Source organism: Corynebacterium sp. sy039 (assembly GCF_007904105.1).
Classification (GTDB): Bacteria; Actinomycetota; Actinomycetes; order Mycobacteriales; family Mycobacteriaceae; genus Corynebacterium.
The window spans coordinates 1,494,046-1,520,425 of sequence record NZ_CP042325.1 but is presented as its reverse complement, the minus strand read 5'-3'; the positions used below and the strand labels follow the sequence as shown (position 1 = coordinate 1,520,425).

General features: G+C 46.6%; 22 protein-coding genes. 17 read left to right on the top strand and 5 right to left on the bottom strand.

Annotation, left to right across the window (positions count from 1 at the left end; all coding sequences use genetic code 11):
- Nucleotides 1-38 precede the first annotated feature (38 nt).
- The 8 genes from FQV43_RS06880 to FQV43_RS06845 all read left to right on the top strand — a co-directional run bounded on the left by FQV43_RS06880 (nt 39) and on the right by FQV43_RS06845 (nt 10,268).
- Nucleotides 39-698, top strand: a complete 660-nt coding sequence (locus tag FQV43_RS06880) for a cell division protein FtsQ/DivIB (RefSeq protein ID WP_146339652.1) — start codon at nt 39-41, stop codon at nt 696-698.
- 228 nt (nt 699-926) lie between these two features.
- Entirely contained in the window at nt 927-2,162 is a 1,236-nt protein-coding gene (ftsZ, locus tag FQV43_RS06875; RefSeq protein ID WP_144273195.1) for a cell division protein FtsZ, read from the top strand.
- Between the two features lie 33 nt (nt 2,163-2,195).
- Nucleotides 2,196-2,924 (top strand): peptidoglycan editing factor PgeF, encoded by a 729-nt coding sequence (gene pgeF, locus FQV43_RS06870; protein WP_146340468.1) that lies wholly within the window; start codon nt 2,196-2,198, stop codon nt 2,922-2,924.
- A gap of 102 nt (nt 2,925-3,026) precedes the next feature.
- Complete coding sequence (locus FQV43_RS06865; RefSeq protein WP_144273194.1) at nt 3,027-3,488, top strand: cell division protein SepF; 462 nt, start codon at nt 3,027-3,029, stop codon at nt 3,486-3,488.
- Between the two features lie 184 nt (nt 3,489-3,672).
- Nucleotides 3,673-3,966, top strand: coding sequence for a YggT family protein (locus tag FQV43_RS06860; protein ID WP_144273193.1), 294 nt, complete (start codon nt 3,673-3,675; stop codon nt 3,964-3,966).
- A 303-nt stretch (nt 3,967-4,269) separates the two neighbouring features.
- A complete protein-coding gene (locus tag FQV43_RS06855; RefSeq protein WP_146339650.1) occupies nt 4,270-5,202 on the top strand; it encodes a DivIVA domain-containing protein in 933 nt (310 codons plus the stop codon).
- A 299-nt stretch (nt 5,203-5,501) separates the two neighbouring features.
- Nucleotides 5,502-8,690: an isoleucine--tRNA ligase gene (ileS, locus tag FQV43_RS06850; RefSeq protein ID WP_146339648.1), complete on the top strand. Its 3,189-nt coding sequence runs from the start codon at nt 5,502-5,504 to the stop codon at nt 8,688-8,690.
- Between the two features lie 183 nt (nt 8,691-8,873).
- The gene (locus tag FQV43_RS06845; RefSeq protein WP_144273190.1) at nt 8,874-10,268 is read left to right on the top strand and encodes a GntP family permease; all 1,395 of its coding nucleotides are present in this window, start codon (nt 8,874-8,876) and stop codon (nt 10,266-10,268) included.
- On the opposite strand, the gene FQV43_RS06840 is transcribed toward FQV43_RS06845, so the two are convergent.
- Nucleotides 10,255-10,737 carry a gluconokinase gene (locus tag FQV43_RS06840; protein WP_146340466.1) on the bottom strand — a complete coding sequence of 161 codons (483 nt, stop codon included), beginning with the start codon at nt 10,735-10,737 and terminating at the stop codon, nt 10,255-10,257. The two genes, FQV43_RS06845 and FQV43_RS06840, sit on opposite strands and share 14 nt — an antisense overlap.
- A gap of 103 nt (nt 10,738-10,840) precedes the next feature.
- Here FQV43_RS06840 and FQV43_RS06835 point away from each other — a divergent pair, with 103 nt between their 5' ends.
- Together FQV43_RS06835 and FQV43_RS06830 are read left to right on the top strand one after the other, a co-directional pair.
- On the top strand, nt 10,841-12,265 hold the full coding sequence (locus tag FQV43_RS06835) for an amino acid permease (protein WP_146339646.1): 1,425 nt from the start codon (nt 10,841-10,843) through the stop codon (nt 12,263-12,265).
- Nucleotides 12,266-12,298: 33 nt separating this feature from the next.
- Entirely contained in the window at nt 12,299-13,663 is a 1,365-nt protein-coding gene (locus tag FQV43_RS06830) for a DNA polymerase IV (protein ID WP_146339644.1), read from the top strand.
- Here FQV43_RS06830 and FQV43_RS06825 read toward each other — a convergent pair.
- Entirely contained in the window at nt 13,655-14,593 is a 939-nt protein-coding gene (locus tag FQV43_RS06825; RefSeq protein ID WP_146340464.1) for an asparaginase, read from the bottom strand. The genes FQV43_RS06830 and FQV43_RS06825 overlap by 9 nt on opposite strands.
- A gap of 302 nt (nt 14,594-14,895) precedes the next feature.
- Here FQV43_RS06825 and FQV43_RS06820 point away from each other — a divergent pair, with 302 nt between their 5' ends.
- Nucleotides 14,896-15,528, top strand: a complete 633-nt coding sequence (locus tag FQV43_RS06820; protein WP_146339642.1) for a hypothetical protein — start codon at nt 14,896-14,898, stop codon at nt 15,526-15,528.
- A gap of 101 nt (nt 15,529-15,629) precedes the next feature.
- Here FQV43_RS06820 and FQV43_RS06815 read toward each other — a convergent pair whose 3' ends face one another.
- The gene (locus FQV43_RS06815) at nt 15,630-16,628 is read right to left on the bottom strand and encodes a DUF6263 family protein (RefSeq protein WP_146339641.1); all 999 of its coding nucleotides are present in this window, start codon (nt 16,626-16,628) and stop codon (nt 15,630-15,632) included.
- A 153-nt stretch (nt 16,629-16,781) separates the two neighbouring features.
- On the opposite strand from FQV43_RS06815, the gene lspA reads away from it, so the two are divergent.
- The 3 genes from lspA to FQV43_RS06800 are packed head-to-tail and all read left to right on the top strand — an operon-like array spanning nt 16,782 to nt 18,709.
- Nucleotides 16,782-17,240, top strand: coding sequence for a signal peptidase II (gene lspA, locus FQV43_RS06810; RefSeq protein WP_144273454.1), 459 nt, complete (start codon nt 16,782-16,784; stop codon nt 17,238-17,240).
- Nucleotides 17,233-18,159, top strand: a complete 927-nt coding sequence (locus FQV43_RS06805; protein ID WP_146339639.1) for an RluA family pseudouridine synthase — start codon at nt 17,233-17,235, stop codon at nt 18,157-18,159. The genes lspA and FQV43_RS06805 overlap by 8 nt, the downstream gene beginning before the upstream one ends.
- A gap of 13 nt (nt 18,160-18,172) precedes the next feature.
- Nucleotides 18,173-18,709, top strand: coding sequence for a hypothetical protein (locus FQV43_RS06800; protein ID WP_146339637.1), 537 nt, complete (start codon nt 18,173-18,175; stop codon nt 18,707-18,709).
- Here the strand turns inward: FQV43_RS06800 and rarD are convergent.
- A complete protein-coding gene (rarD, locus tag FQV43_RS06795) occupies nt 18,690-19,565 on the bottom strand; it encodes an EamA family transporter RarD (RefSeq protein ID WP_144273182.1) in 876 nt (291 codons plus the stop codon). The two genes, FQV43_RS06800 and rarD, sit on opposite strands and share 20 nt — an antisense overlap.
- A gap of 162 nt (nt 19,566-19,727) precedes the next feature.
- Here rarD and dnaE point away from each other — a divergent pair, with 162 nt between their 5' ends.
- Entirely contained in the window at nt 19,728-23,288 is a 3,561-nt protein-coding gene (gene dnaE / locus FQV43_RS06790) for a DNA polymerase III subunit alpha (protein ID WP_144273181.1), read from the top strand.
- A gap of 10 nt (nt 23,289-23,298) precedes the next feature.
- Here the strand turns inward: dnaE and FQV43_RS06785 are convergent, their stop codons facing one another.
- Nucleotides 23,299-24,270, bottom strand: coding sequence for an endonuclease/exonuclease/phosphatase family protein (locus FQV43_RS06785; RefSeq protein WP_144273180.1), 972 nt, complete (start codon nt 24,268-24,270; stop codon nt 23,299-23,301).
- 123 nt (nt 24,271-24,393) lie between these two features.
- Here FQV43_RS06785 and ilvA point away from each other — a divergent pair, with 123 nt between their 5' ends.
- Entirely contained in the window at nt 24,394-25,731 is a 1,338-nt protein-coding gene (ilvA, locus tag FQV43_RS06780; RefSeq protein ID WP_144273179.1) for a threonine ammonia-lyase IlvA, read from the top strand.
- The gene (locus FQV43_RS06775; RefSeq protein ID WP_146339635.1) at nt 25,731-26,378 is read left to right on the top strand and encodes a YigZ family protein; all 648 of its coding nucleotides are present in this window, start codon (nt 25,731-25,733) and stop codon (nt 26,376-26,378) included. Before ilvA ends, FQV43_RS06775 begins: the two co-directional genes overlap by 1 nt.
- Nucleotides 26,379-26,380 lie beyond the last annotated feature (2 nt).

Here is a 26,380-nt window from a genome sequence, read left to right as displayed (position 1 = left end):
ACCCCAAGGCAGGTAATAAGAAAACCAAAGGCACATAGATGAGTAGAAAAAAAATTGTCGTCAGTCTCATAGGCATTCTCTTAGCTCTTGGTATTGCAGGTGCCTTGTTGTGGTTTCGACCAATTTTGACAGTAAAAAACTTTGTGGTTGATGGTGCAGTGCATGAGAGCAAAGAGCTTATCTCGCAGACCTCAGGAATTAATCTTGGCGACAATTTAGTACGTGTGAATGCTCATGCTGCTGCCTCGAAAATTAGCGAATTACCTTGGGTGGATTCAGCGTCGGTGCGTATTTCTTTTCCCAATAGCGTTGCTATTTCTGTGGTGGAACGTCGGGTAGTGCTTTTTAGTGAGCATGAAGATGGTGCGCATCTTATTGATCAACATGGGCGTCCGTTTAGCATTGAACAACCGCCAATAGGGGTTCCTAAAATTACGGGTATCACCGATGACATAAAAATTTTGCGAGAAGCAATAGCAATTGTAGAAGGGCTTGATGAGCCAGTGCGTGCTCGTATTGTGGAGATCAATGCGAAAAGTGCGGTGGAATTAACTTTGATTAGTGATGACGGAAAACGCATTTATTGGGGATCGAGTGATAATCGTGATGCCAAACTTGCTGCCGTTGCTGCGGCTTTGAGTAGAGCGGAACAGAATGTAGATATTTCTGGTGCCCCCATGATTGCTGTGCGTCCTTAAGGGGAAAAATAATCATATTTTTTCGGAGAGAATGTGGTGATTTCCTGTATTTTCCCAGCTCAAACCCTCAAGTAATGGTTTAAGGTACCGACACGCCGCCAAAATGTCCTCATTTTTTCTCAACTTTCATCGAAGATGGAACATGAATGCAAAAAGCAATGCTCATCATTGTGGTAAAGCAAAAGTTCATCTCAAGTTACAAGGAACAAGGAAGGCGAGTCTGCTTTTATGACTTCCCTAGATAATTACTTAGCTGTCATTAAGGTAGTCGGTGTTGGCGGTGGCGGAGTTAATGCCGTAAACCGCATGATTGAAGAAGGGCTCAAAGGGGTTGAGTTCATTGCAGTGAATACTGACTCACAGGCTTTGATCTTCTCTGACGCTGATGTGAAATTAGACATTGGTCGTGAAGCAACGCGTGGTCTTGGTGCTGGTGCGAACCCAGAGGTAGGGCGTCAATCTGCAGAAGATCATAAGAGTGAAATTGAAGAAGCGCTCAAAGGTGCGGATATGGTGTTCGTTACCGCTGGTGAAGGTGGCGGAACTGGTACTGGGGCAGCACCAGTAGTTGCGTCTATCGCAAAGAAGATGGGTGCTCTGACTGTTGGTGTTGTGACTCGTCCGTTTAGCTTTGAGGGGCAGCGTCGCTCTCGTCAAGCGATGGAAGGTATTGCAGCTCTAAAAGAAGTATGTGACACCTTGATCGTTATTCCTAATGATCGCCTGCTACAACTTGGTGATGCTTCTTTAACTATGGTGAGTGCATTCCGTGCCGCTGACCAGGTGCTTCACAATGGTGTGCAGGGTATTACTGACCTGATTACTATTCCTGGTCTGATTAACGTCGACTTTGCTGATGTGCGTTCCGTTATGTCTGATGCCGGCTCTGCATTGATGGGTATTGGTTCTGCGCGCGGTGATAATCGTGTGATGACTGCTGCGGAGCAAGCGATTAACTCGCCTTTGCTTGAGAACACAATGGATGGCGCAACAGGAGTCTTGCTTTCTATTGCTGGTGGTTCCGATCTTGGAATCCAGGAAGTCAATGATGCTGCATCTATGGTGCAAGAAAAAGCAGATGTTGATGTTAACCTCATTTTCGGTACTATTTTCGACGATAATCTTGGTGATGAGGTTCGTGTTACAGTTATCGCCACTGGTTTTGACAGCAATCGTCAAAATGGTGCTCATCAGGTAACTGAAAGCGCATCCACCCCGGTGAGCAATCCAACACCTGCACCTGCACGCGAGAACTCTGCACTATTTAGTGATGATGACCAGGGGCGTCACCGTCGTGAAGCTCAAAGCTATGAGAGTCAACGTAATGAATCTTCTAGCTATACTCCGCGAGATAATCGTGGTGGTTTGTTCACCTCACGTGAAGATAACCAGGAGCCTTCATATCAGTCGCAGCAGCGTCATCGTGATGTCGATGATCTGGATATCCCAGACTTCTTGCGCTAATTCTTAAAATTTGGCTAGAGAAATATGACTGAGATGAACACACAAGATCCTACTTCTCGCCCTGTCCGCAAGGTATTTACTACTCGTGCGGGCGGGGTTTCGCCTTATCCCTATGATTCTTTTAATCTGGGGAATCATGTTGGCGACAATCCTGCCAATGTCGCAGCTAATCGGGATCGTCTAGCGCAAGCGCTCAAGTTGTCTCCGGATGCGTTTGTCTGGATGGAGCAATTGCACACAAATACCGTCACTGTTGTGGATAGGCGGCACGCCGAGCCGGTGCCTGCTACCGATGCGCTGGTAACGAATACGCGCGGGTTAGCGCTTGCTGTGCTTGTTGCCGACTGTGTACCTGTGTTGCTTTCCGACGATCAAGCAGGGGTTATTGCTGCGGTTCATGCCGGTAGAGGTGGGGCACGTAATGGCATTGTGGCCAAAACGGTCGAAAAAATGATGGCATTAGGAGCCAAGCCAGCTCGGATCCATGCGCTTCTTGGTCCGGCAGCTTCTGGTAAAAACTATGAAGTTCCCAAAGAAATGGCGATGGACGTCGAGCGGCATTTGCCAGGCAGTCTTTGTAAAACGAAACAAGGAACAAGTGGTCTTGATATCCGTGCTGGCTTGGTGCGGCAGTTACTAAGCCTAGGGGTGCGGGCGATTGATGCAGATCCGCGATGCACTATTGAAGATGATACTTTTTTCTCGTATCGTCGCCAGGGCACGACGGGACGTCAAGCTGGGGTGGTGTGGCTGCCAGAATAATGCGGCAACACACCGTGTCGGAACTAAAAGACCTTAATAACAGCACTATCTTATAAAACAGTACGTAAGCAAGAACGCGCCATATCCGAAGGAACCACCGTTATGTCATTTGTGAAAAAGACAAAAGAATTTTTTGGTCTCGCTCCTTATGAGCTTGAAGAAGAGGCTGCCTACTCCTCCTACTATGAGGAACCACGTTATGAGGGTTCGGCTGCTTATGCACCAGATTATGAGGATCGCAGCTACAGTAAAGTAGATAGCTCTCGACGTGACGCTAGCGCAAGCTATAAGCCTTCTTATCCAGCAACTATTGTTCCGGTGTCGATTGAGCGCTATAACGACGCTACTGAGATTGGTAATCCTGTTCGAGATGGTGATGTTGTGGTATTTGACGTTAAGCGTCTTTCCCATGACGAGGCAAAGCGTATCATTGACTTTGCTGCTGGTCTATGCTTTGGCTTGTATAGTCAAATGAAAAAACTTGATGCGGGTGTGTTTGCCATTATTCCTAAGGGCGTGGATGTAACTACTGTGGAGCTAGAACGGGCTGCCGGATTGCGTTAATTTTCCACTCAGTATGGTTTTATCCATGCTGTATCAACGTGGAACTAGACCAGTGCCTCGACCGTTGTGTATGAAGATATGTCTCATGCGTCGGCGGTTGGGCATTTTTATTTTGCATACTGCATCTCAGGAAGATGCTGTTGCGCTCTAGGTAACTGAAAGAATGGAATAGGTTGACATAGTAATGACAGAATTTCTTTTATTACTATATTGGGTGGTTGAGATTTATACGCTCATGCTTGTTGGGCGTATTCTTATTGAGGTAATTCATGCTTTTTCACGTAATTTCCGCGCACCAAGGTGGTTTGTGATCATAGCGGAGTTTTTGTTTGTGCTCACTGATCCGCCAGTAAAGTTTTTGAGAAAACTTATCCCACCAATGAGATTGGGTAATGTAGCGCTTGATGTGTCTATTCTTGTTCTCTTCTTTGCTTTACAAGTGTTCCAAATTGTGCTTGGCGTAATGATGCATTCATAATTTTGAGGGTAATGAAATAAAATTTTGCGTGCTATGTGGTAGTTGAGCAGCAGACTTGCGTACGTGTATGAAGAGTGTCATGTTCTTATGCAGCTCTCCTGCTATACTGGGTGTAGTTTTGCCGAAGGCTGTGCACATGGAGTACATAGGTTCTTGTAATTCATATGGCTGCTATGCACTGCTTGAGTAGAATTTAAGAAACATTTGTTAAATATCTGGGATTATTGCATTATTATGTGCAAGTAATACCAATCGTAGGTGAAGATCGTCTACGGTCAGATTAATCTTGGAAGGATAAGCTCAATGCCTTTGACTCAGACCGATGTGCGTAACATCGCTTTCAATAAGCCGCCAATCGGCAAGCGGGGCTACTCCGAAGATGAGGTAGATCAATTTCTTGATCTCATTGAGGAAAGCCTTGAAGAGCTACAAGATGAAAATGATGATCTTCGCCAGCGGGTAGAAGAGCTTGAAGCAGAACTAGAGCAGGCACAAAAGTCTGGTTCTTCTCCAGCGGCATCATCAGTTTCTTCTCAGAAAGTAGATGAAGCTGCGCTGCGTAAGAAAATTGAAGCTGAACTGCGTAGTAGCTATGAGCAGCGTCTTGAGCAGGCACGTCAGGCACAGCAAAAAGCTGAGGCACAGGCACGTGAGGCACATAAGCAAGTAGAAGCAGCCAAAGCAGAAGGCAAGAAAGCAACTGCTGCTGCTCCTGCTCCTGCTGCTGGTGAGTCTAGCGCTACTCCTGAGACACACTTGCAAGCCGCAAAAGTTCTTGGTTTGGCTCAAGAGATGGCTGACCGTATTACTGCAGATGCACGCAATGAGTCTAAGGATATGCTCGATAAAGCTCGTTCTAGTGCAGAGTCTCAAATTGCAGACGCTGATTCACGTTCTAAAGCAACTCTTGAAGAGGCTCGTCGTAAAGCGGAAGCACAGCTTGCTGAGGCTGCACGTAAGTCTGAGCAGACTATTAGCGAGGCTAATTCTCGTGCTGATGCTCGCTTGAAACAAGCGGAGGATAAAGCAAAGTCTCTTCAAGAAGATGCTGAGCGTAAGCACACTGAAATTATGGCTGTGGTTAAGCAACAGCAGAGTGCTCTTGAGACTCGTATTGCTGAGCTGCGTACCTTCGAGCGTGAATACCGTACTCGCTTGAAGACTCTGCTCCAATCTCAGCTGGATGAACTCGAGTCACGAGGAACATCAGCACCTGCAGCGAATAACGAGAACTAAAACTCTGTTCTCGTATCTGTACTTCTCATGTTCTGCATAATGCAGAACTGGGAAGTACAATTAACTTTATTGGCAGTGATCCGGCAATCACCGGGGAGCCTTTCAGAAGAAAAGAACCGTATTGTCATATGAGGTTCTGAGTAGAACTGAACGGGTAAGACCGACATCTCTTTCACAAATGAAGCGGAGCATAAAATGCTCAAGCAGGGTGGTACCGCGTTATTGCTATGTGTTGATAGCGTCCCTGCATATGAATGCGATAGTTAATATCCAGATATGTTCATTGTGTGGAGGAGAAAATGAGTAACGTCGGTGGGGTTTACCCGAAAGTAGATATGACCAATGGTACAAACCATTTTCCTACAATAGAAGAAAATGTGTTGGCCTATTGGAAACAAGATAATACATTCCAAGAGTCGCTAAAAAAGCACACCGATAATTCTGAGTATGTGTTCTATGATGGTCCGCCATTTGCTAACGGACTACCTCATTATGGGCATTTGCTTACTGGCTATGTTAAAGATATCGTGCCACGGTATCGCACCATGCAGGGGGATTTAGTCAACCGTGTCTTTGGCTGGGATTGTCATGGTTTACCAGCAGAATTAGAAGCGGAAAAGCAATTAGGAATCAAAGATAAAGGGCAGATCGAAGATATGGGTCTGGCTGCCTTTAATGATTACTGTGCACAATCGGTACTGAAATATACCCAAGAGTGGAAAGAGTATGTCACTCGTCAAGCTCGTTGGGTTGATTTCGATAATGGCTATAAGACCATGGACATCGACTTCATGGAATCAGTCATGTGGGCATTTAAGACTCTTTATGATAAAGGGCTCATCTACCAGGGATTTCGTGTTCTTCCGTATTCTTGGGCAGAGCATACTCCGCTATCAAACCAAGAGACACGCCTAGACGATTCATACAAGATGCGTCAGGATCCAACCGTGACTGTTACCTTCCCGATTACTGCTGTAAAAGAAGGAACCCAGGCTCATGCTTCTCTCGTTGGCGCCTATGCACTGGCATGGACCACAACACCGTGGACTCTACCCTCGAACTTAGCGCTTGCAGTCAACCCTGAGGTGAGCTATGCACACATTGCAGTAGGGGATGATGGAGCTGAGGCAATCGTCGGTAAGCGTGTGCTGCTTGCACAAGCCCTTGTTGAGGTATATAGCAAAGAACTAGGCGAGTATGAGTTGCTTTCGACGCACACCGGATCAGAGCTGGTAGGACTATGCTATGAACCAATTTTTGACTATTTTGCTGATCACGACAATGCATTCCAGATTCTTGGCGCAGAGTACGTGACGACGGAGGACGGTACTGGTATTGTTCACCAGGCACCTGCATTTGGTGAAGACGATATGGAGACTTGCCAGAAAAATGGAATTGATGTAGTTATTCCAGTGGATATGGATGGCAAATTCACCCAGGCTGTTCCAGAATATCAAGGTCAGCTTGTTTTCGACGCTAACCCACATATCATTCGTGATCTCAAAGCAAAGCAGCGAGTGGTACGTCATCAGACCATTGAGCACTCGTATCCGCACTCCTGGCGTTCTGGAACACCACTGATCTACATGGCCTTGCCATCCTGGTTTGTTGCCGTGACAAAGTTCCGTGACCGCATGGTGGAGCTGAACCATGAGCAGATTGATTGGGTACCGTCCCATATTCGTGATGGTCAGTTTGGTAAGTGGTTAGAGGGTGCCCGCGATTGGAATATCTCCCGTAACCGTTACTGGGGCGCGCCAATTCCTGTGTGGGTATCTGACAGTGAGGAATACCCTCGCATGGATGTGTATGGTTCCTTGGAGGAACTTGAGCGTGATTTTGGGGTTCGTCCACGCAGCTTGCACCGCCCTGATATTGATGAGTTGACTCGTCCTAATCCAGATGATCCAACAGGTAAGTCCATGATGCGGCGTGTGCCTGAGGTATTGGATTGCTGGTTTGAGTCTGGTTCTATGCCTTTTGCTCAGAAGCATTATCCTTTCGAGAATAAAGAGTGGTTTGATTCCCATTCACCTGCTGATTTCATTGTTGAATATTCTGGTCAGACCCGCGGTTGGTTCTATACCTTGCACGTGCTAGCGACTGCTCTTTTTGATCGCCCTGCCTTTAAGAAGGTTGTGGCTCATGGCATTGTGCTGGGTGATGATGGCCTGAAAATGTCGAAGTCTAAGGGCAATTATCCTGATGTGAATGAGGTGTTTGATCGTGATGGTTCTGACGCTATGCGTTGGTTCCTGATGAGTTCACCGATTTTGCGTGGTGGCAACCTTATTGTGACGGAGCAGGGTATCCGTGAGGGCGTTCGTCAAGCATTATTGCCAATGTGGAATGCGTATAGTTTCCTCCAACTCTATTCCTCACGCCCAGCTACGTGGTCAGTAGATTCTACTGATGTACGCGATCGCTATATTCTTGCGAAGCTGCATAACCTTGTGGCTCATGTGACGCAAGCACTAGACAATACCGATATTGCTAGAGCGTGTGATGAAGTACGTTGGTTCTGCGATAGTCTCACCAACTGGTATGTACGTCGTTCCCGTGAGCGTTTCTGGGCCGGGGATGAACAGTACCCTGAGGCGTTCAACACGCTTTACACTGTATTGGAGACTCTCGCAAGGGTTACTGCACCATTGTTGCCATTGGTTTCTGAAGCAATGTGGCGAGGATTGACAGGTGAGCGTTCGGTGCACTTGACTACATTCCCTGAGGCGCAGCAGTTCCCTGCAGATGAGGAATTAGTGGATGCAATGGATGAGATTCGTGGCATATGTTCTGCAGCAAGTTCAATCCGTAAAGCGCACAAACTCCGCAACCGCTTGCCATTGCCGAAGTTGACTGTGGCAGTACCTCAAGCACAGCGCCTTGAAGCATTCGTCGACATCATTAAAGATGAAACCAATGTGAAAAGCGTCGAATTGCGATCCGACGTTGCGGCTGTGGGTACTTTCCAAGTAGCTGTGAATGCTAAAGTGGCAGGGCCTCGTCTAGGTAAAGATGTGCAGCGAGTAATTAAAGCTGTCAAAGCTGGAAACTACACACGTCAAGGCGACAGTGTACTCGCGGATGGTATTGAGCTTAAAGCTGGTGAGTTCAGTGAACGCCTTGTTGCTGCTGATCCCGATTCCACAGCACAAATTGATGGTGTGGAAGGGCTAGTCGTATTGGATATGACAGTAACTGAAGAGCTAGAAGCTCAAGGTTGGGCAGCAGATATTGTGCGTGAACTACAAGAAGCCAGAAAGCGTAGTGGATTGGATGTTTCCGATCGCATTCGGGTACAGCTGTATGTGGATTCTGGGTTATATGAGTGGGCGACGCGACACCAAGAATTTATTGCTGGTGAAGTTCTGGCAACAGAATTTAAGGTACATTCTGGTGAACCTACCCATACCGACGAAAGTGAAAACGGACACATACATTCCCTTGCTCATGGAGTTAGTGCGCAAATAACAAAGAATAACGCATAAATTGTGTAATTATTGTTTTTCGCGGGGCTAATCCTGAGCTGCACAATAGAGCATAACTGTTCTTCGGTTATGCTCTTTTCTATTATCTTTTGATTCTTGTACATGAGCATGAGCCTATGAGTATGGCGGGAAGATAAGCAGAATATAAAGAGGCAGGATGAAACGGAGAATAACATAATGGATATGTCTACCTGGCAACCGACGCTAGGGGCTGGACCTTTATTATTGATCGCAGCAACGGCAGTGGCATTGATTTTGCTCATGATCATTAGATTTAAGATTCATGCTTTTGTGACGTTAATCGTGGTATCAGTTGTGACTGCATTGGCTGCAGGCATTCCCGTTGATGGTGTTGTGCCTACCTTGACTGCAGGTTTTGGTACTACCTTGTCGTCGGTAGCGCTTTTGGTTGGACTAGGCGCTATGCTTGGGCGCTTAGTGGAGCAATCAGGTGGTGCACAGTCTTTGGCAAATGCGTTGGTAACTCGCTGCGGACAAGAAAAAGCACCACTAGCATTAGGTATTGCGGCGTTGCTCATGGGTTTTCCTATTTTCTTCGACGCCGGGCTCATTGTTATGTTGCCAGTAATTTTTGCGGTGGCGCGAAAATTGAATGGTCCGGTGCTCACGTATGGTATTCCCGCTGCTGGAGCTTTTTCTGTCATGCATATTTTTGTTCCGCCGCATCCAGGTCCAGTTGCTGCTGCTGAGTTTTATGGGGCAGATAGTGGTTTGGTGTTATTGGTTGGGTTATTAGTTGCACTGCCGACGTGGTATATCTCCGGTTATCAGCTAGGTAAATATCTGGGTAAGAAATTCAATTTCCGCGTGGTTGATATGCTCAGCGGTGCACCTTTGTCAGCTGAGGAGTTGCCTGATAATCCTGCTCGTTCTGGTCAGGTGATTGTTATTTTACTGATGCCGCTCGTGTTGATTTTCGGCAACACTGGATTATCGGCTTTAGCGACGGCAGGGGTTATTACGGATCAGTCATGGTGGTATCGGGTTGTGGTATTCCTTGGGCAAACGCCTATTGCCTTATTGATCACATTACTGATGGCGATTGTGATATTGGGACTAAGGCGTGGTGTACCAGCTAAGACAGTAGAGAAAACGATGGAATCTGCTCTGGCTCCTATTTGTTCAGTTGTGCTCATTACTGGTGCCGGCGGAATGTTTGGTGGTGTATTGCGCACCTCAGGTATTGGTGATGCGTTGGCACACGCGATGGCGGGGATAGGTATTCCAGTAATTTGTGCGTGCTATCTTATTGCTGCTGTACTGCGTGTTGCCCAAGGATCAGCAACGGTGGCATTGACAACTGCCGCGGCGTTGATGGTTCCTGCTGTGAATGCGGGAGACTATTCCTCATTGCAACTGGTTTTGATTGTGCTTGCCACTGCTGCTGGTTCGGTAACTGCAAGCCATGTCAATGATTCTGGATTTTGGTTGGTTGGTCGCCTAATGGATATGGATGTGCCTACTACGCTGCGTACCTGGACGATTAATCAGTTGCTCATTTCTGTGATTGGGTTTAGTATTGTCGGCACAATTTTTGCTCTGACTACTGTTGTTTAAGACTGGTCAGCCACTGATATACGTGACGCACAATTTCTGTTGGTGATTGTTCAACATCACAGATAAGACCGAGTTCGTCCTCGGATAGTGGTTCCAAAATTGCGTACTGAGATTCTAATAAAGAAGCAGGCATAAAATGTCCGGGGCGATTGCTGATTCGCGCATATAGTACATCGAAGTGTCCGTGGGGATGGATAAAAATTGCCCCAGGACAATGAGCACGGATGATATCGCGGTATGTGCGTTTTAAGGCGCTACAACTAATCACGCAACCATGAGGGTTATGTGCTAAACGATCTCCTACTTTTTTGAGCCAGGGAATACGGTCTGCGTCGTTGAGCGCGATTCCTTGGGACATTTTCTCGATATTTTTCTTGGGGTGCAGATCGTCGCCGTCATAGTAGTCAAGACCTAATGTTTGGCTCACTAAGCTACCTATAGTGCTTTTCCCGCACCCAGATACTCCCATGACAATGATATGTGGTGTACGCACAATGTTGCTTTCTGATTATGTTATCTATTTTTCTCGGTTACTTCCCTAAACACCCCTTGGTAGACTAAGCTGTCTATGTATGTGTTCTGAGGCTACTTCACACCATAGCTTTGATGATTTTCATGCACAAGAGACTGCAGGCTATCGCAAAGATCTGAAACATAGGCATATCCATATGATTGCCCTTGGCGGGGCATTAGGAACCGGGTTATTTCTCGGTGCTGGTGAAAGATTAAACATTGGCGGACCTGGACTGGCATTGGTCTATGCAGTGTGTGGCATTATCGGATATTTGATGCTGCGTTCGCTAGGGGAAATGGTGATCTACCGCCCAACCTCTGGTTCCTTTGCCTCCTATAGCAGAGAGTTCCTTGGACAAAATGCAGCCTTTTTCGCAGGATGGATATATTTCATCGCATGGGTAACAGTCGGTATTGCTGAGCTGACTGCTATTGCGGTGTACCTCAAGTTTTGGCCGCTTTTTGCACAAGTTCCTCAATGGATTTTGGTTGCATGTGCTTTGTGCCTGGTGGTTGGGGTAAATCTCATAGGGGTTAAGTTCTTTGGCGAGGCAGAATTCTGGTTTGCTTTTATCAAAGTAGCTGCAATTATCATCTTCATGTTTATTGGAGTAGCGGTGATTGTTAGCGGTACGACAATCAATGGTCATGCTCCGGGCTTATCGACGTTGGGCGAAGGCGGCGGCTGGTTTCCTCATGGAATCATGCCATTGATTGTTATGACTCAGGGGGTTATTTTTGCATATGCTGGAATCGATATGATTGGCGTGGCGGCAGGTGAGACGCAGAACCCAGGCAAAGAGATACCTCGAGCAATTAACACTACAGTTGTGCGCATTATCTTCTTCTATGTTGGCTCTGTCTTTCTTCTTGCATTATTGTTGCCAAGTTCTGCTTATTCCGGCACGGAAAGCCCGTTTGTGACTTTCATGAATGCTATCGGAATTCCTGCTGCTGCCGACATCATGAATATGGTTGTGCTCACTGCTGCTTTATCGTCGGTTAATGCCGGACTATATGCAACGGCACGTATTCTCAAACCGTTAGCACACCAGGGGCTTGCGCCGGTTTTTCTGGCAAAAATGTCTTCTCATGGTGTTCCCACAGGCGGAATTTGGCTTACGACGTGCTTCTTTGTAGGTGGGGTGGTGCTTAACTACGTCGTTCCAGCTCAAGCATTTGAGATTGTGTTAGGTTTGGGTGCCATCGCGATTTTGGGAATGTGGGCGATTATTTCCTGTACCCATATTGGGTACATACGAGCAGCGAAGAATGGGAAAATAATGCGGCATAATTATCGAACCCCTGGTGGGATTGGTGCCGATATTATTGTTTTGCTCTTTCTTGGTGGAGTCTTTGTCCTCATGATTCTGGATTATCCTCAAGGTACCTATACAGCCATTATTGCTCTTATCGTGTTTTTCTTGTTATTTATTGGTGGTTTGTGGCTAACACGAAAAAACGCTAATCGAAAATATGTTTGACTGTGGTGATTGCTGACATTACACTTTAGGTTTATGCAGCGTTGGGTTCTCCATATTGATATGGATGCATTCTTTTCCTCCTGCGAACAACTTACTCGACCTACTCTGCGGGGTCGTCCGGTTGTTGTTGGTAATACTAGTGGTCGGGGAGTGGTAGCAGGCGCTTCTTATGAAGCACGTGCTTTGGGAGCCAAATCTGCGATGCCCATGTATCAAGCCAAAACTCTCATAGGTATGCGAGGAGTTGTGGTGCTACCGCGGTTTAGCGTATATCGGCACCTTTCTAAGCAAGTGATGGCAATCATTGCTGAGCAAGGGGGTGTGCTAGAACAACTATCGGTTGATGAAGGTTTTATTGAACCTGCTGAATTAGCAGGAGCGTCGGTGGAGCAAGTACACCAGTGGGCGCATGATCTTCGTGAGAAAATCTACAGTCAGGTAGGTCTTCGCGCCTCGGTAGGGGCGGGGTGCGGAAAGCAGTACGCAAAAATTAGTTCTGATCTAGCAAAACCTGATGGTATTTTTGTTATGCCACGAAAGGATCACGCCACCGTACTGTATCCATTACCGGTGAACAAACTATGGGGTGTCGGTCCTGTGGCGCAGCGGAAATTAGCACAGCTTGGTGTGGCTACTATTGGCGATTTGGCCGCATTATCGCAAAAAGAAGCAGAAGCATCTTTGGGCGCTGCGGTGGGGAGAACACTATGGTCAATGGCGCAAGGCAGAGATGAACGCCCAGTGGCTCCGCGAGCAATTGCTAAGCAAATATCTGCCGAATATACCTATCCGCAAGATCTACACACAAAAACCGAAGTGGATGCGGCAATCATACGGGCTATACAGAAGGCGCATAGTCGTTTGCTCAAAGATGGTCGAGGTGCGCGCACAATAAGTCTCAAACTCCGTATGGCGGATTTTCATATAGAAGCTCGCTCAACGACGTTGCCCTACGCAACCGATGACTATGAGATTCTCAAAGCTGCGGCTTTCTTATTGGTACGCTATCCAGATCAACTTGGACCAATTCGATTAGTAGGAGTCGGTTTTTCTAGCCTGGAAACAGCACGACAAGAGGTGTTTTTCCCTGAACTTGATTTACTTAATCACCACAGCATAAAAGAATCAGAATATGAAGTAGGTGTTCGTGCACAGCAACACAACTACGAAGACCAAGCTGAAGAAGTTTTGCCGCAGAGTCTCGTGCGTCATGGTAGGTTTTGGACTACTCAAGATGTCAGCCACCCAGATTATGGGCATGGGTGGATTCAAGGAATAGGGCACGGTCGAGTGAGCGTGCGTTTTGAGACGAAAAGCACTACCAATTCTCAGGTAAAAACCTTTGATAGTGCAGATCCATTGCTCACTCCTGCTGATCCATTAGACAGCTTAAAATAATGTAGCTGGGTGTACCCCAGACGCAATTGCAATGGCAAGAAGCACTCGTGCTTGCCCACTATGAAAATATCGAGCTCCAATAGCGCCCTGTGCAGCTAGTGTCGCTCCGCCACCAGCGCCACCATATTTTCCAGCAACTTCACCGCGCGGAACTCGAGTTGTGATAACCACAGGGATACCTGCTTGCAGTGCGTCACTTATTCCCGCTGCTAATTCTGTGCCAACATTGCCTGAACCTAGTGCCTCAACAACTATCCCTTGAGCACCAGCGTTGCGAGCAGCGTCGATAAGCGTACGGGAAGCACCAGGGTAGGCGGTAATTGTTTCAATATAAATATCACCGAGAGGGCAAGGAGAAACAGGATCGGCTCGTTGTGGCTCTTCAGGACCATTTGTCGCAAAGGCAAGTTCATCTGTGGTATGCCATTTGGTTGCTCCTCGTGCAGGTATAACTGCACGTCCAAAAACGATAAGTACCCCAATGCCACGTGCCGAGGTGTCAGAAGCAACCATAATTGCCTCGAACAGGTTGCGGGTACCATCTTCTTCTGGGTGATCATGGGGTTTTTGAGAGCCAGTCAGTACAATAGGACGTTGATCATTGTGGAAAGTATCAAGAGCAATGGCTGTTTCTTCCATCGAATCTGTGCCGTGTGTAATAACAACCCCAACTACATCAGGGTCGTTGAGAGCATGATGTGCTGCGCTGACAATTTCGTCAATGTCAGCCAAGGTCATAGAAGAAGAATCAAGACGATTAAGTTCGCGCACCTCAATGCTGAGAGTATCAGCAAAGCGCGGAATGATGGGGGCGATGAGCTCGGCACCACTGACTGTGGGAATGAGCGCACCTGTTGAATCGCTGGTGCAGGAAATAGTGCCGCCAGTGGTCAGCACTACTATTTTTTTGACAGATGAATCAGAGGCCATAGGTATTAGAGTGCCATAAAAATGGGGAGATATTTTATGTGACTCGGTCAGAATCCTAAGCAGAGAATGGAAAAGCACGAAATCAAAAAGCAGATAGCGCATTTGTATGCGTAAAGAAATTATTTTTCCTGATGAGATAATGCGTGTAGAATCGGTAGACGTTATCGGCGTAGTAAGACGCTGACGTTCCTGGGTATGCCATGATGCGCTATATCTGGAATGTGCCGAGTAAAAAATATGACTATTAGGCTTGATAAAAGCCAAGAGGATCGTACCGTGATCCACATAAGGAAAGGGCCCCTGTGAAATATTCCAAGGTTTTCATTGCTACTATCGCTGCAAGTATGGCTTTAACTCTGGGAGCTTGTGCCCAGGATAATGATAAAGCAACAAACACGAAGACCAGTGAGAAATCAGATTCTTCCGCTGCTGGTTCTGCAGTGGTACCAGAGCAAATGCCTACTGTTGAGCAACTGAATGCAATTCTTGCTACTGCCACAGATCCTGCTGCAACAATCGAACAAAAGACCGCCACAGTACAAGGTGGTGAAACCGCACCTGAGCTATTTGATACCATGGCTCGTCTCAAAGAAGAATCTGGTGCTAATTTCCAGGTTGTAGATCCAATTTTGCCTAATGCTGAGCCAAATAGCGTTTTGACTACTTTGTCTTTGACCTATCCGGATCAAGAACCACAAACAGTGGAAAACGTTATTTTTGTCTATGAAGATGGTGTTTGGAAGATCTCTCAAGACTGGGCTTGTACCCTCATCAGTGTTTCACTAGGGGATGCACAATTGCCACCAATGTGTGTTGATCACGTTGCACCAGCAGCGCCAGAAGCTGCTGCTCCAGAAGCATCGGTTTCAGACGCGCCAGCTGCTGAGGCTCCTGCTGCTGAGGCTCCTGCTCCAGAAGCACCAGCTGCACAATAATAATCAAGAACATTAGTACCCGCATAGCTTTCGACGTGAGCTATGCGGGTACTGTTGTATTTTCGGTTTTGTCCAGGGTGAGTCGTGTTTCACCAAGGAGATTAAACTGAGCCAAAAGAAATTGCTTGAGTGCTATCTTGCACCACCCGAGTTTGCGTTGATTCTTCACCGTAGACGACACGCGTCGTAAAGCCAATATCGCCACTTACCGGGAGTGGTTTATGTAGATCGACCACAATTTTTCCCTGGGAGGTAGTGGTGGAACTGAGTACAGTTAAAGAACGTGTTTGGTCATCGATGGGTAAAGATAAAGCGCCAAGAACTGGACGTTGTTCGACCGAGACATCAAGATGCACCGTGTCAGCCACAAGGTCTGTCACCGTATAAGTAGTGGTTTGTAACATTGTGGAATCATTAGCGACTCGAGATTCCACTTTCCATGACCCACCTACACTGATGGGATCTGCAGGAAACACCACAGTGAACGGGACGAGTTTCATATAGTATTGCTCAATTATGCTTCTCCCAGCGTCGGTTGCTTTGCTTGGTGCCGCAAGATTTACTGAAGAAATCTGACCTGCATCACTGGCGAACCAACCAAAGCGGAACCCCTGTGTGGTATCTAAATCTTGGTTATCCGCTAAGTTATCTGATGAGCTATCTGTGATAGATAAAGAAACTGAGCGTTTACTATCACTATTCTCTGGGGTAATTGTTTCGGCTTCTAGCGAAGACGTCAGTGTTGTTACCTCACCACCTGCTGGGGCTTGTGGATCAACAGCATCGTTGTTGACCACAGATTGTGCAAAGCCTTCGGATATTTCCAAGGTGAGTTTTTGCTTGTCGGTTTCACCATTGGCAAGGTCTAGGTAGCGTAATACTTTTGCGTTGGTGCTTGACGTACCTGAGCTAAGCATTGTGATTTTTACTGGATCCACCTCAGCACCGACAGGAGAGTCAACCAGTGTCTTTTCTTCAGTGCTGCACGCAACTGTGGCAGTGCTCATCAGTACAAGCAGCCCCATGATAGAGACAATGGTGCGTATTCTATGCTTGTCTGGGATCAACCGCAGTTTGCTATGTTGTTGTGGGATATTCACGCTCCATAGATTACCTTACTTATTGTTGTAGCTAGAAAAACTGATATTTTTCCCGTCGTCCCGCGCGTGCGTTTTTATCTTGAGAAGGTCTTTGCAAAGATAGATGATGTGATGGAAACCGATAGGGGAAAAATAAAAAGCTATGTTCGCCCGATGATAGTCATTGCGCTCATTGTGGCTATACTTGACCAGCTTACAAAAACTCTTATGCTTGATCTTCTTGAGGACGGGCCACTGTATCTTATTGGTGATTGGTTTCGTTTTCGCCTGCTTTTTAATTCCGGTGCTGCTTTTTCTATCGGGCAAAATTCCACATGGCTATTCACGTGTATTCAGATCGCTTTTATTTGTGGTATATCCGTGTATGCTCGCAAAATTGAGGATATTTACTCTGCTACTGGTCTTGCGCTTATCGCTGGTGGGGCTTTAGGCAATCTCTATGACCGTCTTACTCGAGAGCCTGGTTTTTTTGTCGGGCATGTGGTGGATTTCATTTCAGTGGGTAATTTCGCAGTGTTTAATGTTGCCGATTCTGCTATTAGCGTGGGCGTGGTGATTTTCTTGTGCTCTCTATTTTTGTCCGCAGCACCGCAAGGAGAAAAAGATGCGTGAGCAGCGTAGTTTACCTATTCCTGAGGGTTTGGAAGGGATGCGCGTTGATTCTGGTTTGTCGAAGTTACTTGGGGTATCGCGTACTGCCGCTGCAGAGTTAGCATTAAGCGGTGATGTGCTTATCGACGGTCAACCTGTAGGAAAATCCGAGCGTTTACTTGCAGGGAGTTGGCTTGAGGTAACCTTACCTGAAACTGATAAAGAACTTGTTGCGCAGGAAGAACTCGTCGAAGGAATGAATATCCTCTATGCTGACGACGATGTCATTGCAGTGGATAAGCCTGTGGGAGTGGCGGCACATCCAACGGTAGGCTGGGATGGGCCAACCGTCGTTGGTGGGTTAGCAGCTGCAGGGTTTAGGATCTCTACTTCTGGTCCTCCTGAGCGCAAAGGCATTGTCCAGCGTCTGGACGTGGGTACTTCTGGTGTGATGGTTGTTGCTGCATCAGAACAAGGATATTCAGTATTAAAACGTGCATTTAAGCAGCGTACTGTGAAAAAAACATATCATTCTCTGGTACAGGGGCATATGGATCCACTGCAAGGAACCATCGAAGCACCAATTGGGCGGCACCCTAGTTCAGGATGGCGTTTTGCCGTGACCAATGATGGCAAACACGCGGTGACGCATTATGAAACCTTGGAGGCTTTTGCTGAGGCATCATTGCTCAAGATCCATTTAGAAACTGGGCGGACCCATCAGATTCGTGTCCATATGTCTGCTTTGCATCGACCATGTTGCGGCGATCCTATGTATGGGGCAGATCCGGCATTATCGCGTCGCTTGGGGCTTAATCGGCAATGGCTCCATGCTGTATCTTTAGGTTTTTACCATCCGCATGATGGACGTTGGATGGAAATAGAATCGTCGTACCCTGCTGATTTACAACATGCCCTCGATATACTCAGGTGTGATTAAAGGAAGAGCTACTGTGAAAAGTGATCGCTTTTATGGTGTCGCCGCAACAGTTGCTTTAGTGCTTTTTTGTGTTGTGGGAATTATCGTTGGTGAGCAAAAATATGATGGTACGCCACCTGTTAACGGGGATATGGTAGGTCAGGAAGAAGGCGAAACATTATCAGAATATGTGCAGCGTGCGGCGCAAAGCCTAGCTCATGCACAGCAACCAGCCTTTGCTTTTGTTTATTTTCGTACTCCTGTTACTGCACATGAGGCAGCTCAAGTAGTAGAAAATGCTCAGATTACTCGGGTTAATGCGGCGATAACAGTTATTGGCTCTATTGCTGAGCTACCCGAACCGAGTGCAGGGGTAAGCAGGCAACAATTACTAGAACAACAGCTAAAAATGCGTGGTTATGTCGATAGCATTAGAGGATTCATTGTGTATGACGATGGTGATTCTTTGCGTCAATTAGCAAAAAACGAAGCAGTGTTGAGCATAGAAGTATTACCTGAGGACGCCAGATGGGGTTCCTTTGGGATTCGCCCTATTTTTCACCAGAATTAGCACGTTTTTGTTTTCTACTGAACAAGAAAGTATCTAAAAGATAGAGCGATACCGAAATCCAGATGATGACAAAGCCAAGCCATCGGATTACATCAAGTTGTTCATGTACCACAATCACTGCCCACAGCATCTGAATACTAGGCGTGATGTATTGAAGCATGCCGATCGTCGAGAGCTGTGTCTTGTGTGTGGCAGCACCAAAGAGCAGTAATGGTATTGCAGTGATAAATCCTGAAGAAATAAGTAGTAGCGAGTGCGTCATACCGCCTTGTATAAAAGTACCAGTGCCATTGAGGGCAAGAAAGATGAGATAACCGCAGGCGAGAGGAGTAAGCACGAAAGTTTCTCCGGCAACCGATGCTGAGGCGGACAGAGGAAGTCCTTTTTTCAACAAGCCATAAAAACCAAAACTGAAGGCGAGCAGTAACGCTAAAATAGGTGGTTGAGAGCTTGCGAGTGTCAAAATAATAACGGCAAGTGTGCTGATCATAATGGCAATTTTTTGTAAGAACCGCAATCGTTCGCCAAGGAAAATCATCCCAAGGATCACACTGACCAATGGGTTAATGAAGTAGCCTAGTGCGGCTTCTGAGACATGACCAGAATTCACTGCGACGACATACACGAGCCAATTCGTAGCGATCAGTAATGAGGCTGCTGCTACCCGTAACCATACTTTTGCCGATGCGTTGCGTAGCTCTTGCCACCGTCGGGTGCATAACAGGAGAATGAACATGAATACACATGTCCAGACAATGCGATGTGCAATAACCTCAAGTGCGGTAGCAGGTTTGAGCAAGGGGAAATAAGCAGGAAAAATCCCCCACAACAAATATGCGAGTATGCCATACACCATGGTCTGTAGATATTAGCCCAAAGTGCGTTGTGGTGGTTTGCCAGGATTGAATAGTGCTTGAATAGCGCTTGAACAATGCTTGACTGCTGGCGATTTTATTGGTTGAAAGTATCGTGAACAGCAGCTATGCGAAGATGAGATGGGTGCTCTAGACTCTGTTTCATGGCAAAAAAATCTTCTTTCGTTCATCTTCATAATCACACGGAGTATTCCATGCTCGATGGTATGGCGAAAGTTGATTTATTGGCTGAGGAAGTAAAACGACTAGGAATGCCCGCTGTAGGCATGACAGATCATGGCAATATGTTTGGCTCCGATGCTTTTTACCGAGCTATGACAGCAGCCGATATTAAACCAATCATTGGTATTGAGGCGTACATGGCGCCAGATTCTCGTTTTAATAAGCAGCGTGTTCGTTGGGGTGAACCACATCAAAAAGCTGATGATGTCTCAGCATCTGGTGCATATCTGCACCAGACCATGCTTGCTGAAACCGCTGAGGGATTGCATAATCTTTTTTATCTTTCCTCTATGGCTTCTTATGAAGGTCAGCTTGGTAAATGGGCGCGAATGGATGCGGAAATTATTGCCGAACATTCGACGGGGATCATTGCCACTACTGGTTGTCCTTCAGGAGATGTGCAAACCAGGCTAAGGCTGGGGCAATTCGACGCAGCTCTCGAGGCTGCAGCAATGTGGCAGGATATTTATGGGAAAGATAATTATTTCCTTGAGCTTATGGATCATGGGCTTGATATTGAAACTAGGGTGCGCAATGAGTTATTAGAAATTGGTCGTAAACTTAATTTGCCACCATTAGTTACTAATGATTGCCATTATGTTTTGGAATCACAGGCTCAATCACACGAAGCCATGTTGTGTGTGCAAACTGGTAAAACAATGAGCGATCCTGATCGCTTTAAGTTTGATGGTACTGGTTATTATGTAAAATCTGCGCAGCAGATGCGACAGACGTGGGATGACTTAGTCCCAGATGCGTGCGACAACACCTTATGGATTGCAGAGCGCATACAGGATTATGGGGAAATCTGGCAGCCGCATACTCACGATCGTATGCCGGTTGCTGATGTGCCAGAAGGTCACACCCCAACTAGCTGGTTGCGTGAGCAGGTCATGAGTGGTCTGCAGGAACGCTTTGATGGTGCCGAGGTGCCTCGAGAATATATTGAGCGCGCAGAATATGAAATTAATGTTATCGATATGAAGGGGTACCCTTCCTACTTCCTTATCGTCGCAGAGCTTATTAAATATGCACGATCAGTCGGTATTCGTGTGGGGCCTGGACGTGGTTCAGCTGCTGGAGCTTTGGTTGCTTATGCGCTCACGATTACCAATATCGATCCAATGGAACACGGTTTGCTGTTCGAGCGATTCTTGAATCCAGAGCGACCATCAGCACCTGATATTGATATTGACTTCGACGATCGTCGCCGCGGTGAAATGGTGCGTTATGCATCTGAGCGTTGGGGTGAGGATAAGATCGCGCAGGTTATTACTTTCGGTACCATTAAAACAAAGCAGGCTATTAAAGATTCTGCGCGTGTACAGTTTGGGCAGCCTGGTTATCAAATTGCAGATCGCATTACCAAAGCACTTCCACCAGCGATTATGGCAAAAGATATTCCGCTGTCCGGCATTATGGATCCAGACCATCCTCGCTATAGCGAAGCCGGTGAAGTGCGTGGCCTGATCGAAACTGATCCAGATATTAAGAAAATCTATGATACTGCGCGTGGTTTAGAAGGCGTGGTACGCCAAACAGGCGTGCACGCTTGTGCAGTGATTATGGCTTCTGTTCCCTTATTGGATTGCATTCCTATGTGGAAACGCTCCCAGGATGGGGCGCTGATTACTGGATGGCCGTATCCAGCGTGTGAAGCAATTGGTTTGCTGAAGATGGATTTCTTGGGATTGCGCAATCTGACAGTGATTGGTGATGCCATCGAAAACATCAAAATTAACCGTAATGAAGATGTTGATCTTGAAGCACTTGATACTGATGATCCCAAAGTATATGAGTTGCTTTCTAGAGGAGAGACACTTGGAGTGTTTCAGCTGGATTCTGGTGGTATGCAGGAGCTACTTAAGCGAATGCAGCCAACGGGGTTCAATGATATCGTGGCGTCTTTGGCTCTTTATCGCCCAGGTCCGATGGGTGTGAACGCGCACTGGGATTATGCTGATCGCAAGAATGGGCGTAAACCAATTGAGCCAATTCACCCCGAGTTAGAAGAACCACTGCATGATATTTTGGCGGAAACGTATGGTCTTATTGTGTATCAAGAGCAGATCATGGAGATTTCTCGAAAAGTAGCAAATTACACCGCTGGTGAAGCCGATGGTTTCCGTAAAGCGATGGGTAAGAAGAAAGCAGATGTGCTTGCTGCTCAATATGAAAAATTCTCTGCTGGGATGCACTCCAATGGGTATTCGCAGGCAGCAGTAGATGCGCTATGGGGCACAATTGAGCCTTTCGCGTCTTATGCGTTTAATAAGTCCCATGCTGCAGGATATGGTTTAGTTTCTTATTGGACTGCGTATCTTAAAGCAAACTACACAGCGGAATATATGGCTGCGCTCCTTACTTCGGTTGCTGATAAGAAAGATAAGTCAGCTATTTATCTTTCAGATTGCCGTCACTTGGGTATTTCTGTGCTTTCTCCTGATGTTAATGAATCCGCTTTTAACTTCTTACCTGTGGGCACTGATATTCGTTTTGGCTTGGGGGCAGTGCGTAATGTTGGTGAGGATGTGGTGGCCTCAATCATCAAAACCCGCAAAGAAAAGGGATTATTCAAGGATTTTTCTGATTACCTCGATAAGATCGATGTCATTGCGTGTAATAAACGTGTTACTGAGTCCTTGATTAAAGCAGGGGCTTTTGACTCGATGAATCATTCTCGTAAAGGCATGGTGATGGTTCATGATGATGCCATTGATTCTGTGATCAGCACTAAAAAAGCAGCGGATAAAGGGCAATTTGATCTTTTCGCAGGTTTTGGCGGGGAAGATACTCCTGTGGAGAATATCTTTGCTGTCCAGGTTCCTGAGGACAAGTGGGATCGCAAACATGAGTTGGCATTAGAACGAGAAATGCTGGGACTCTATGTATCAGGTCACCCATTAGATGGTTTTGAGCAAGCTCTCGAGGCACAAACAGATACTGCTTTAACGACGATTCTCAGCGGCGAATTAAAAAATGGTACTGAGGTACTCGTCGGCGGCATTATTTCTAGCGTGGATCGACGCTTCTCCAAAAAAGATGGTTCGCCGTGGGCGATTGTTACCATTGAAGATCATCATGGTGCTGCCGTGGAATTACTGGTGTTCAATAAAGTGTATGCCTTAGTAAGTTCGCAAATCGTGGAAGACAATATCATCTTAGCGAAAGCACATATCTCGATCCGCGATGATCGAACCTCATTATTCTGTGATGATATGAAAGTACCTGAACTTGGTCCTGGTAATGGCTCAGGTCTACCATTGCGCTTGACCTTGCGCACTGAGCAATGCACCATGAACACTATTGCTAAGCTCAAGCAGGTGCTTTTAGCTAATAAGGGCGAATCTGATGTGTATCTGAACTTGGTCAATGGTGAGGAATCATCCATGATGATTTTGGGCGAACACTTGCGGGTGAATCGTTCTGCTTCATTGATGGGAGATCTCAAAGCGACAATGGGACCTGGTATCTTAGGCTAAGAGATATAACCTAGAGCTCCACATCTGCCCAGACACCCAGGTGATCTGTTCCTTGTACATTCACAGTACCGCCATCAGCACAGCGTGCTGTGCTGAGAATATGATCAATGCGAATAACTGGTAGTGTCTGCGGCCATGTGGGCTTGTGCGCGAGATGACCAGTACAATCTGCTAAACCTAGTTCACGGTACTGCGGGTGGGCACGCGTGGAATTAAAATCCCCAAGGAGCACAAGGTCAGCATTGTTTGATTGCTGTTGCCTAGTAGAATGCGCCCAGCGTGCTAAGGATTCTAGCTCATTTGACCATAGTTTATTAGTGCCATTGGCTAGCAGGGGAGCCACGGGGTGAACACCGACAATGCGAGTCCCTTGGGCAAGTTCAAGTTGTGGCATTTGGGCAATGGTCATGTTGTCGACCATAGTGAATGTCCATGTGTTGTCGCGTTGGAGTTTTTCTAGGTAAGGGGCAGATACAAGGGTCACTACTGCACTAGCGCCACCGCCTGGTTGCGCTTCATTGAGCGCAGTATAACCGGTGTGTTCTGCTATAGCTGCTACCTCTTCAGGGTTTGTCTCAATGAGAATTAATATGTCAGGGGATATTTCGGTGACTTTTTGGGCGATGATGCGGTCATCAGCATGAGCAAAGAAGGTATTAAGGCTCATGACACGAGTTGTGGGTTTATGCGCAGATTGAAATGGCATGGGAACTCGAGGAATAAGTACAACGCTGAGCATGGCTATGATCAAGATAATGAGTGCGCGTCGAAAAGAACGCAATAATCCTATACCTGTAATCAGCGTTATTGCGCCAAGGAAAGCACTGGCTTGGATTTGCGGAACTGGGAGAGCACTGTCAGCGTAATGTTTGGGAAGAATAATCGTGCCAAACCAGATAAAACCGATCAGGATGAGTAAAAAAGCAATGATACGACGGACATTATTGGTAAGGGATTGGTTTTTATCTTGTGAGGCTGCCATGAACGCGAGTCTACTTGAATGCTTTATCGACCAGTGCGCAGATTGGTATCAAAATAGTACCAATCTGGTGTCGATTAGCTATCAGATAGGTAAAAAGATAATTCGGTACTAGTATCTATCAGCATGGGTAGTTCTGCGGAAACAGACAAAGAAACAATACATAACGTAGGGTCTGGCGAAAAAGACAACAATAACAACAATGGAGTACGTGCTGCTGATATTCAGGTAGCTCAAGCACGAATTTCGGCGTTTATTGCGCCAACACCATTGCAGTATTGTCCGCGGCTGTCACAACTGACTGGGGCTCAGGTGTATCTCAAGCGCGAGGATCTTCAAGATGTGCGTTCCTATAAGATTCGTGGTGCGGTCAATGCGATCTCACAGCTGAGCAATAAACAACGCGAAATGGGTATTGTGGCTGCTTCTGCTGGCAATCACGCACAAGGAGTGGCTTTTGCCTGCCGGTCTTTAGGCATCCATGGGCGCATTTATGTACCAGCAGCAACGCCTAAACAAAAGCGTGATCGCATTATTGTTCATGGTGGCGAGTATGTGGAACTTATTGTTACCGGTGCTAATTTTGACGAGGCTGCTCAAGCAGCGCGTGCCGACGCAGCTCGGACAGGCGCTACAATGGTTGAACCTTTTGATAATCGAGACACCATTATCGGGCAAGGAACAGTGGCTGCTGAGATATTGTCACAGCTTACTGCGCTAGGAAAATCACTTGATAGTATTGTGATTCCCGTCGGCGGTGGAGGATTGATCGCGGGTAATCTCAGTTATTTAGCAGATATGGCTCCTCGTACCGCGGTGATTGGTGTGGAACCTGCAGGTGCAGCATCCATGACTGCTGCCTTAACCGCAGGTCAGCCAGTTACTCTTGAAACAGTTGACTCTTTTATAGATGGTGCAGCGGTAAAGCGTATTGGGGATCTTAACTATGACATTCTAGAAAAGAACCAGGGACGTTTGCACCCGCTCAAAGTCAGCGAAGGCGCAGTATGTACTGAGATGATTCATCTTTATCAAAATGAAGGTATTATTGCTGAGCCGGCTGGTGCATTATCTGTGGCGGGCTTAATGGAGATGAAGTTTTCCCCTAATGACGTGGTGGTATGTATTATCTCCGGTGGAAATAACGATATTTTGCGTTATTCCGAGGTGATGGAACGCAGTCTTGTGCATCGTGGATTAAAGCATTATTTTTTGGTCAATTTCCCGCAAGAACCCGGGCAATTGCGTGCATTTTTGAGTGATATTCTCGGTGAAGACGATGACATCACCCTCTTCGAGTACCTCAAGAGAAATAATCGCGAAACTGGTACTGCTTTGGTGGGAATTGAAATGGGCAATGCGGCTAATTTGACTGGTTTATTAGAACGTATTGTTGATTCTGGTATTGATTGTCGCAGGTTAGAGCCAGATTCTGCAGAATATGGTTATCTTGTAAGGATTTAATGGTGACACCAAGGCATTATGATCGACCTGTACCTGGTGAATACCATAGCGAGACAGAAATAAAACGCTCTAAATTTCTCTGTTTCATCTCAGCGGCTCCTGATGAACAAGGCGCAAGAGAGTTCATAGCCCAGATTAAACGACGATATCCCGATGCTAGGCATCATTGCAGTGCTTTTATCGTAGATGGTAGTAATACTCATCCAACTCAGCGCTCTAATGATGATGGTGAGCCAGCAGGAACTGCTGGTAATCCTATGCTTGACGTCCTAAACGGTAGTGGACTACGTGATATTGTCGCAGTGACTGTTCGTTATTTCGGAGGGATAAAATTAGGCACTGGTGGGCTAATCCACGCCTATTCCCACAGTGTTTCTTCTTGTTTAACTCAGGTGAGAACTTGTCGTCGTAGTGTACGAGAGCTCTACCAGGTAAGTATTTCTTATGAACAAGCCGGTAGAGTAGAAGCATATTTGCGTGACCGTGATTTTAGCGTCATAGCTAGTGAATACAATACTGGGGTAGACTTAACCCTTGCGGTGGTTCCTGGTACTTATGATGATTTAGCTAATACTTTGGCTAATTTAACCTCAGGAACAGCTACAATAAGACAACGTGGTGAGAGCTGGATAGACGAGAAGGGATAAGA

What these genes read in the sequence shown, in the direction of transcription:
- FQV43_RS06855 (WP_146339650.1), top strand. Translation starts at nt 4,270, where the DNA reads ATGCCTTTGACTCAGACCGATGTGCGTAACATCGCTTTCAATAAGCCG.
- FQV43_RS06845 (WP_144273190.1), top strand. Translation starts at nt 8,874, where the DNA reads ATGTCTACCTGGCAACCGACGCTAGGGGCTGGACCTTTATTATTGATC.
- FQV43_RS06840 (WP_146340466.1), bottom strand. Translation starts at nt 10,737, where the DNA reads ATGGGAGTATCTGGGTGCGGGAAAAGCACTATAGGTAGCTTAGTGAGC.
- FQV43_RS06835 (WP_146339646.1), top strand. Translation starts at nt 10,841, where the DNA reads ATGTGTTCTGAGGCTACTTCACACCATAGCTTTGATGATTTTCATGCA.
- ilvA (WP_144273179.1), top strand. Translation starts at nt 24,394, where the DNA reads ATGGGTAGTTCTGCGGAAACAGACAAAGAAACAATACATAACGTAGGG.
- FQV43_RS06785 (WP_144273180.1), bottom strand. Translation starts at nt 24,270, where the DNA reads ATGGCAGCCTCACAAGATAAAAACCAATCCCTTACCAATAATGTCCGT.
- lspA (WP_144273454.1), top strand. Translation starts at nt 16,782, where the DNA reads ATGATAGTCATTGCGCTCATTGTGGCTATACTTGACCAGCTTACAAAA.
- FQV43_RS06880 (WP_146339652.1), top strand. Translation starts at nt 39, where the DNA reads ATGAGTAGAAAAAAAATTGTCGTCAGTCTCATAGGCATTCTCTTAGCT.
- dnaE (WP_144273181.1), top strand. Translation starts at nt 19,728, where the DNA reads ATGGCAAAAAAATCTTCTTTCGTTCATCTTCATAATCACACGGAGTAT.
- ileS (WP_146339648.1), top strand. Translation starts at nt 5,502, where the DNA reads ATGAGTAACGTCGGTGGGGTTTACCCGAAAGTAGATATGACCAATGGT.
- FQV43_RS06775 (WP_146339635.1), top strand. Translation starts at nt 25,731, where the DNA reads ATGGTGACACCAAGGCATTATGATCGACCTGTACCTGGTGAATACCAT.
- FQV43_RS06860 (WP_144273193.1), top strand. Translation starts at nt 3,673, where the DNA reads ATGACAGAATTTCTTTTATTACTATATTGGGTGGTTGAGATTTATACG.
- ftsZ (WP_144273195.1), top strand. Translation starts at nt 927, where the DNA reads ATGACTTCCCTAGATAATTACTTAGCTGTCATTAAGGTAGTCGGTGTT.
- FQV43_RS06805 (WP_146339639.1), top strand. Translation starts at nt 17,233, where the DNA reads ATGCGTGAGCAGCGTAGTTTACCTATTCCTGAGGGTTTGGAAGGGATG.
- FQV43_RS06830 (WP_146339644.1), top strand. Translation starts at nt 12,299, where the DNA reads ATGCAGCGTTGGGTTCTCCATATTGATATGGATGCATTCTTTTCCTCC.
- rarD (WP_144273182.1), bottom strand. Translation starts at nt 19,565, where the DNA reads ATGGTGTATGGCATACTCGCATATTTGTTGTGGGGGATTTTTCCTGCT.
- pgeF (WP_146340468.1), top strand. Translation starts at nt 2,196, where the DNA reads ATGAACACACAAGATCCTACTTCTCGCCCTGTCCGCAAGGTATTTACT.
- FQV43_RS06825 (WP_146340464.1), bottom strand. Translation starts at nt 14,593, where the DNA reads ATGGCCTCTGATTCATCTGTCAAAAAAATAGTAGTGCTGACCACTGGC.
- FQV43_RS06865 (WP_144273194.1), top strand. Translation starts at nt 3,027, where the DNA reads ATGTCATTTGTGAAAAAGACAAAAGAATTTTTTGGTCTCGCTCCTTAT.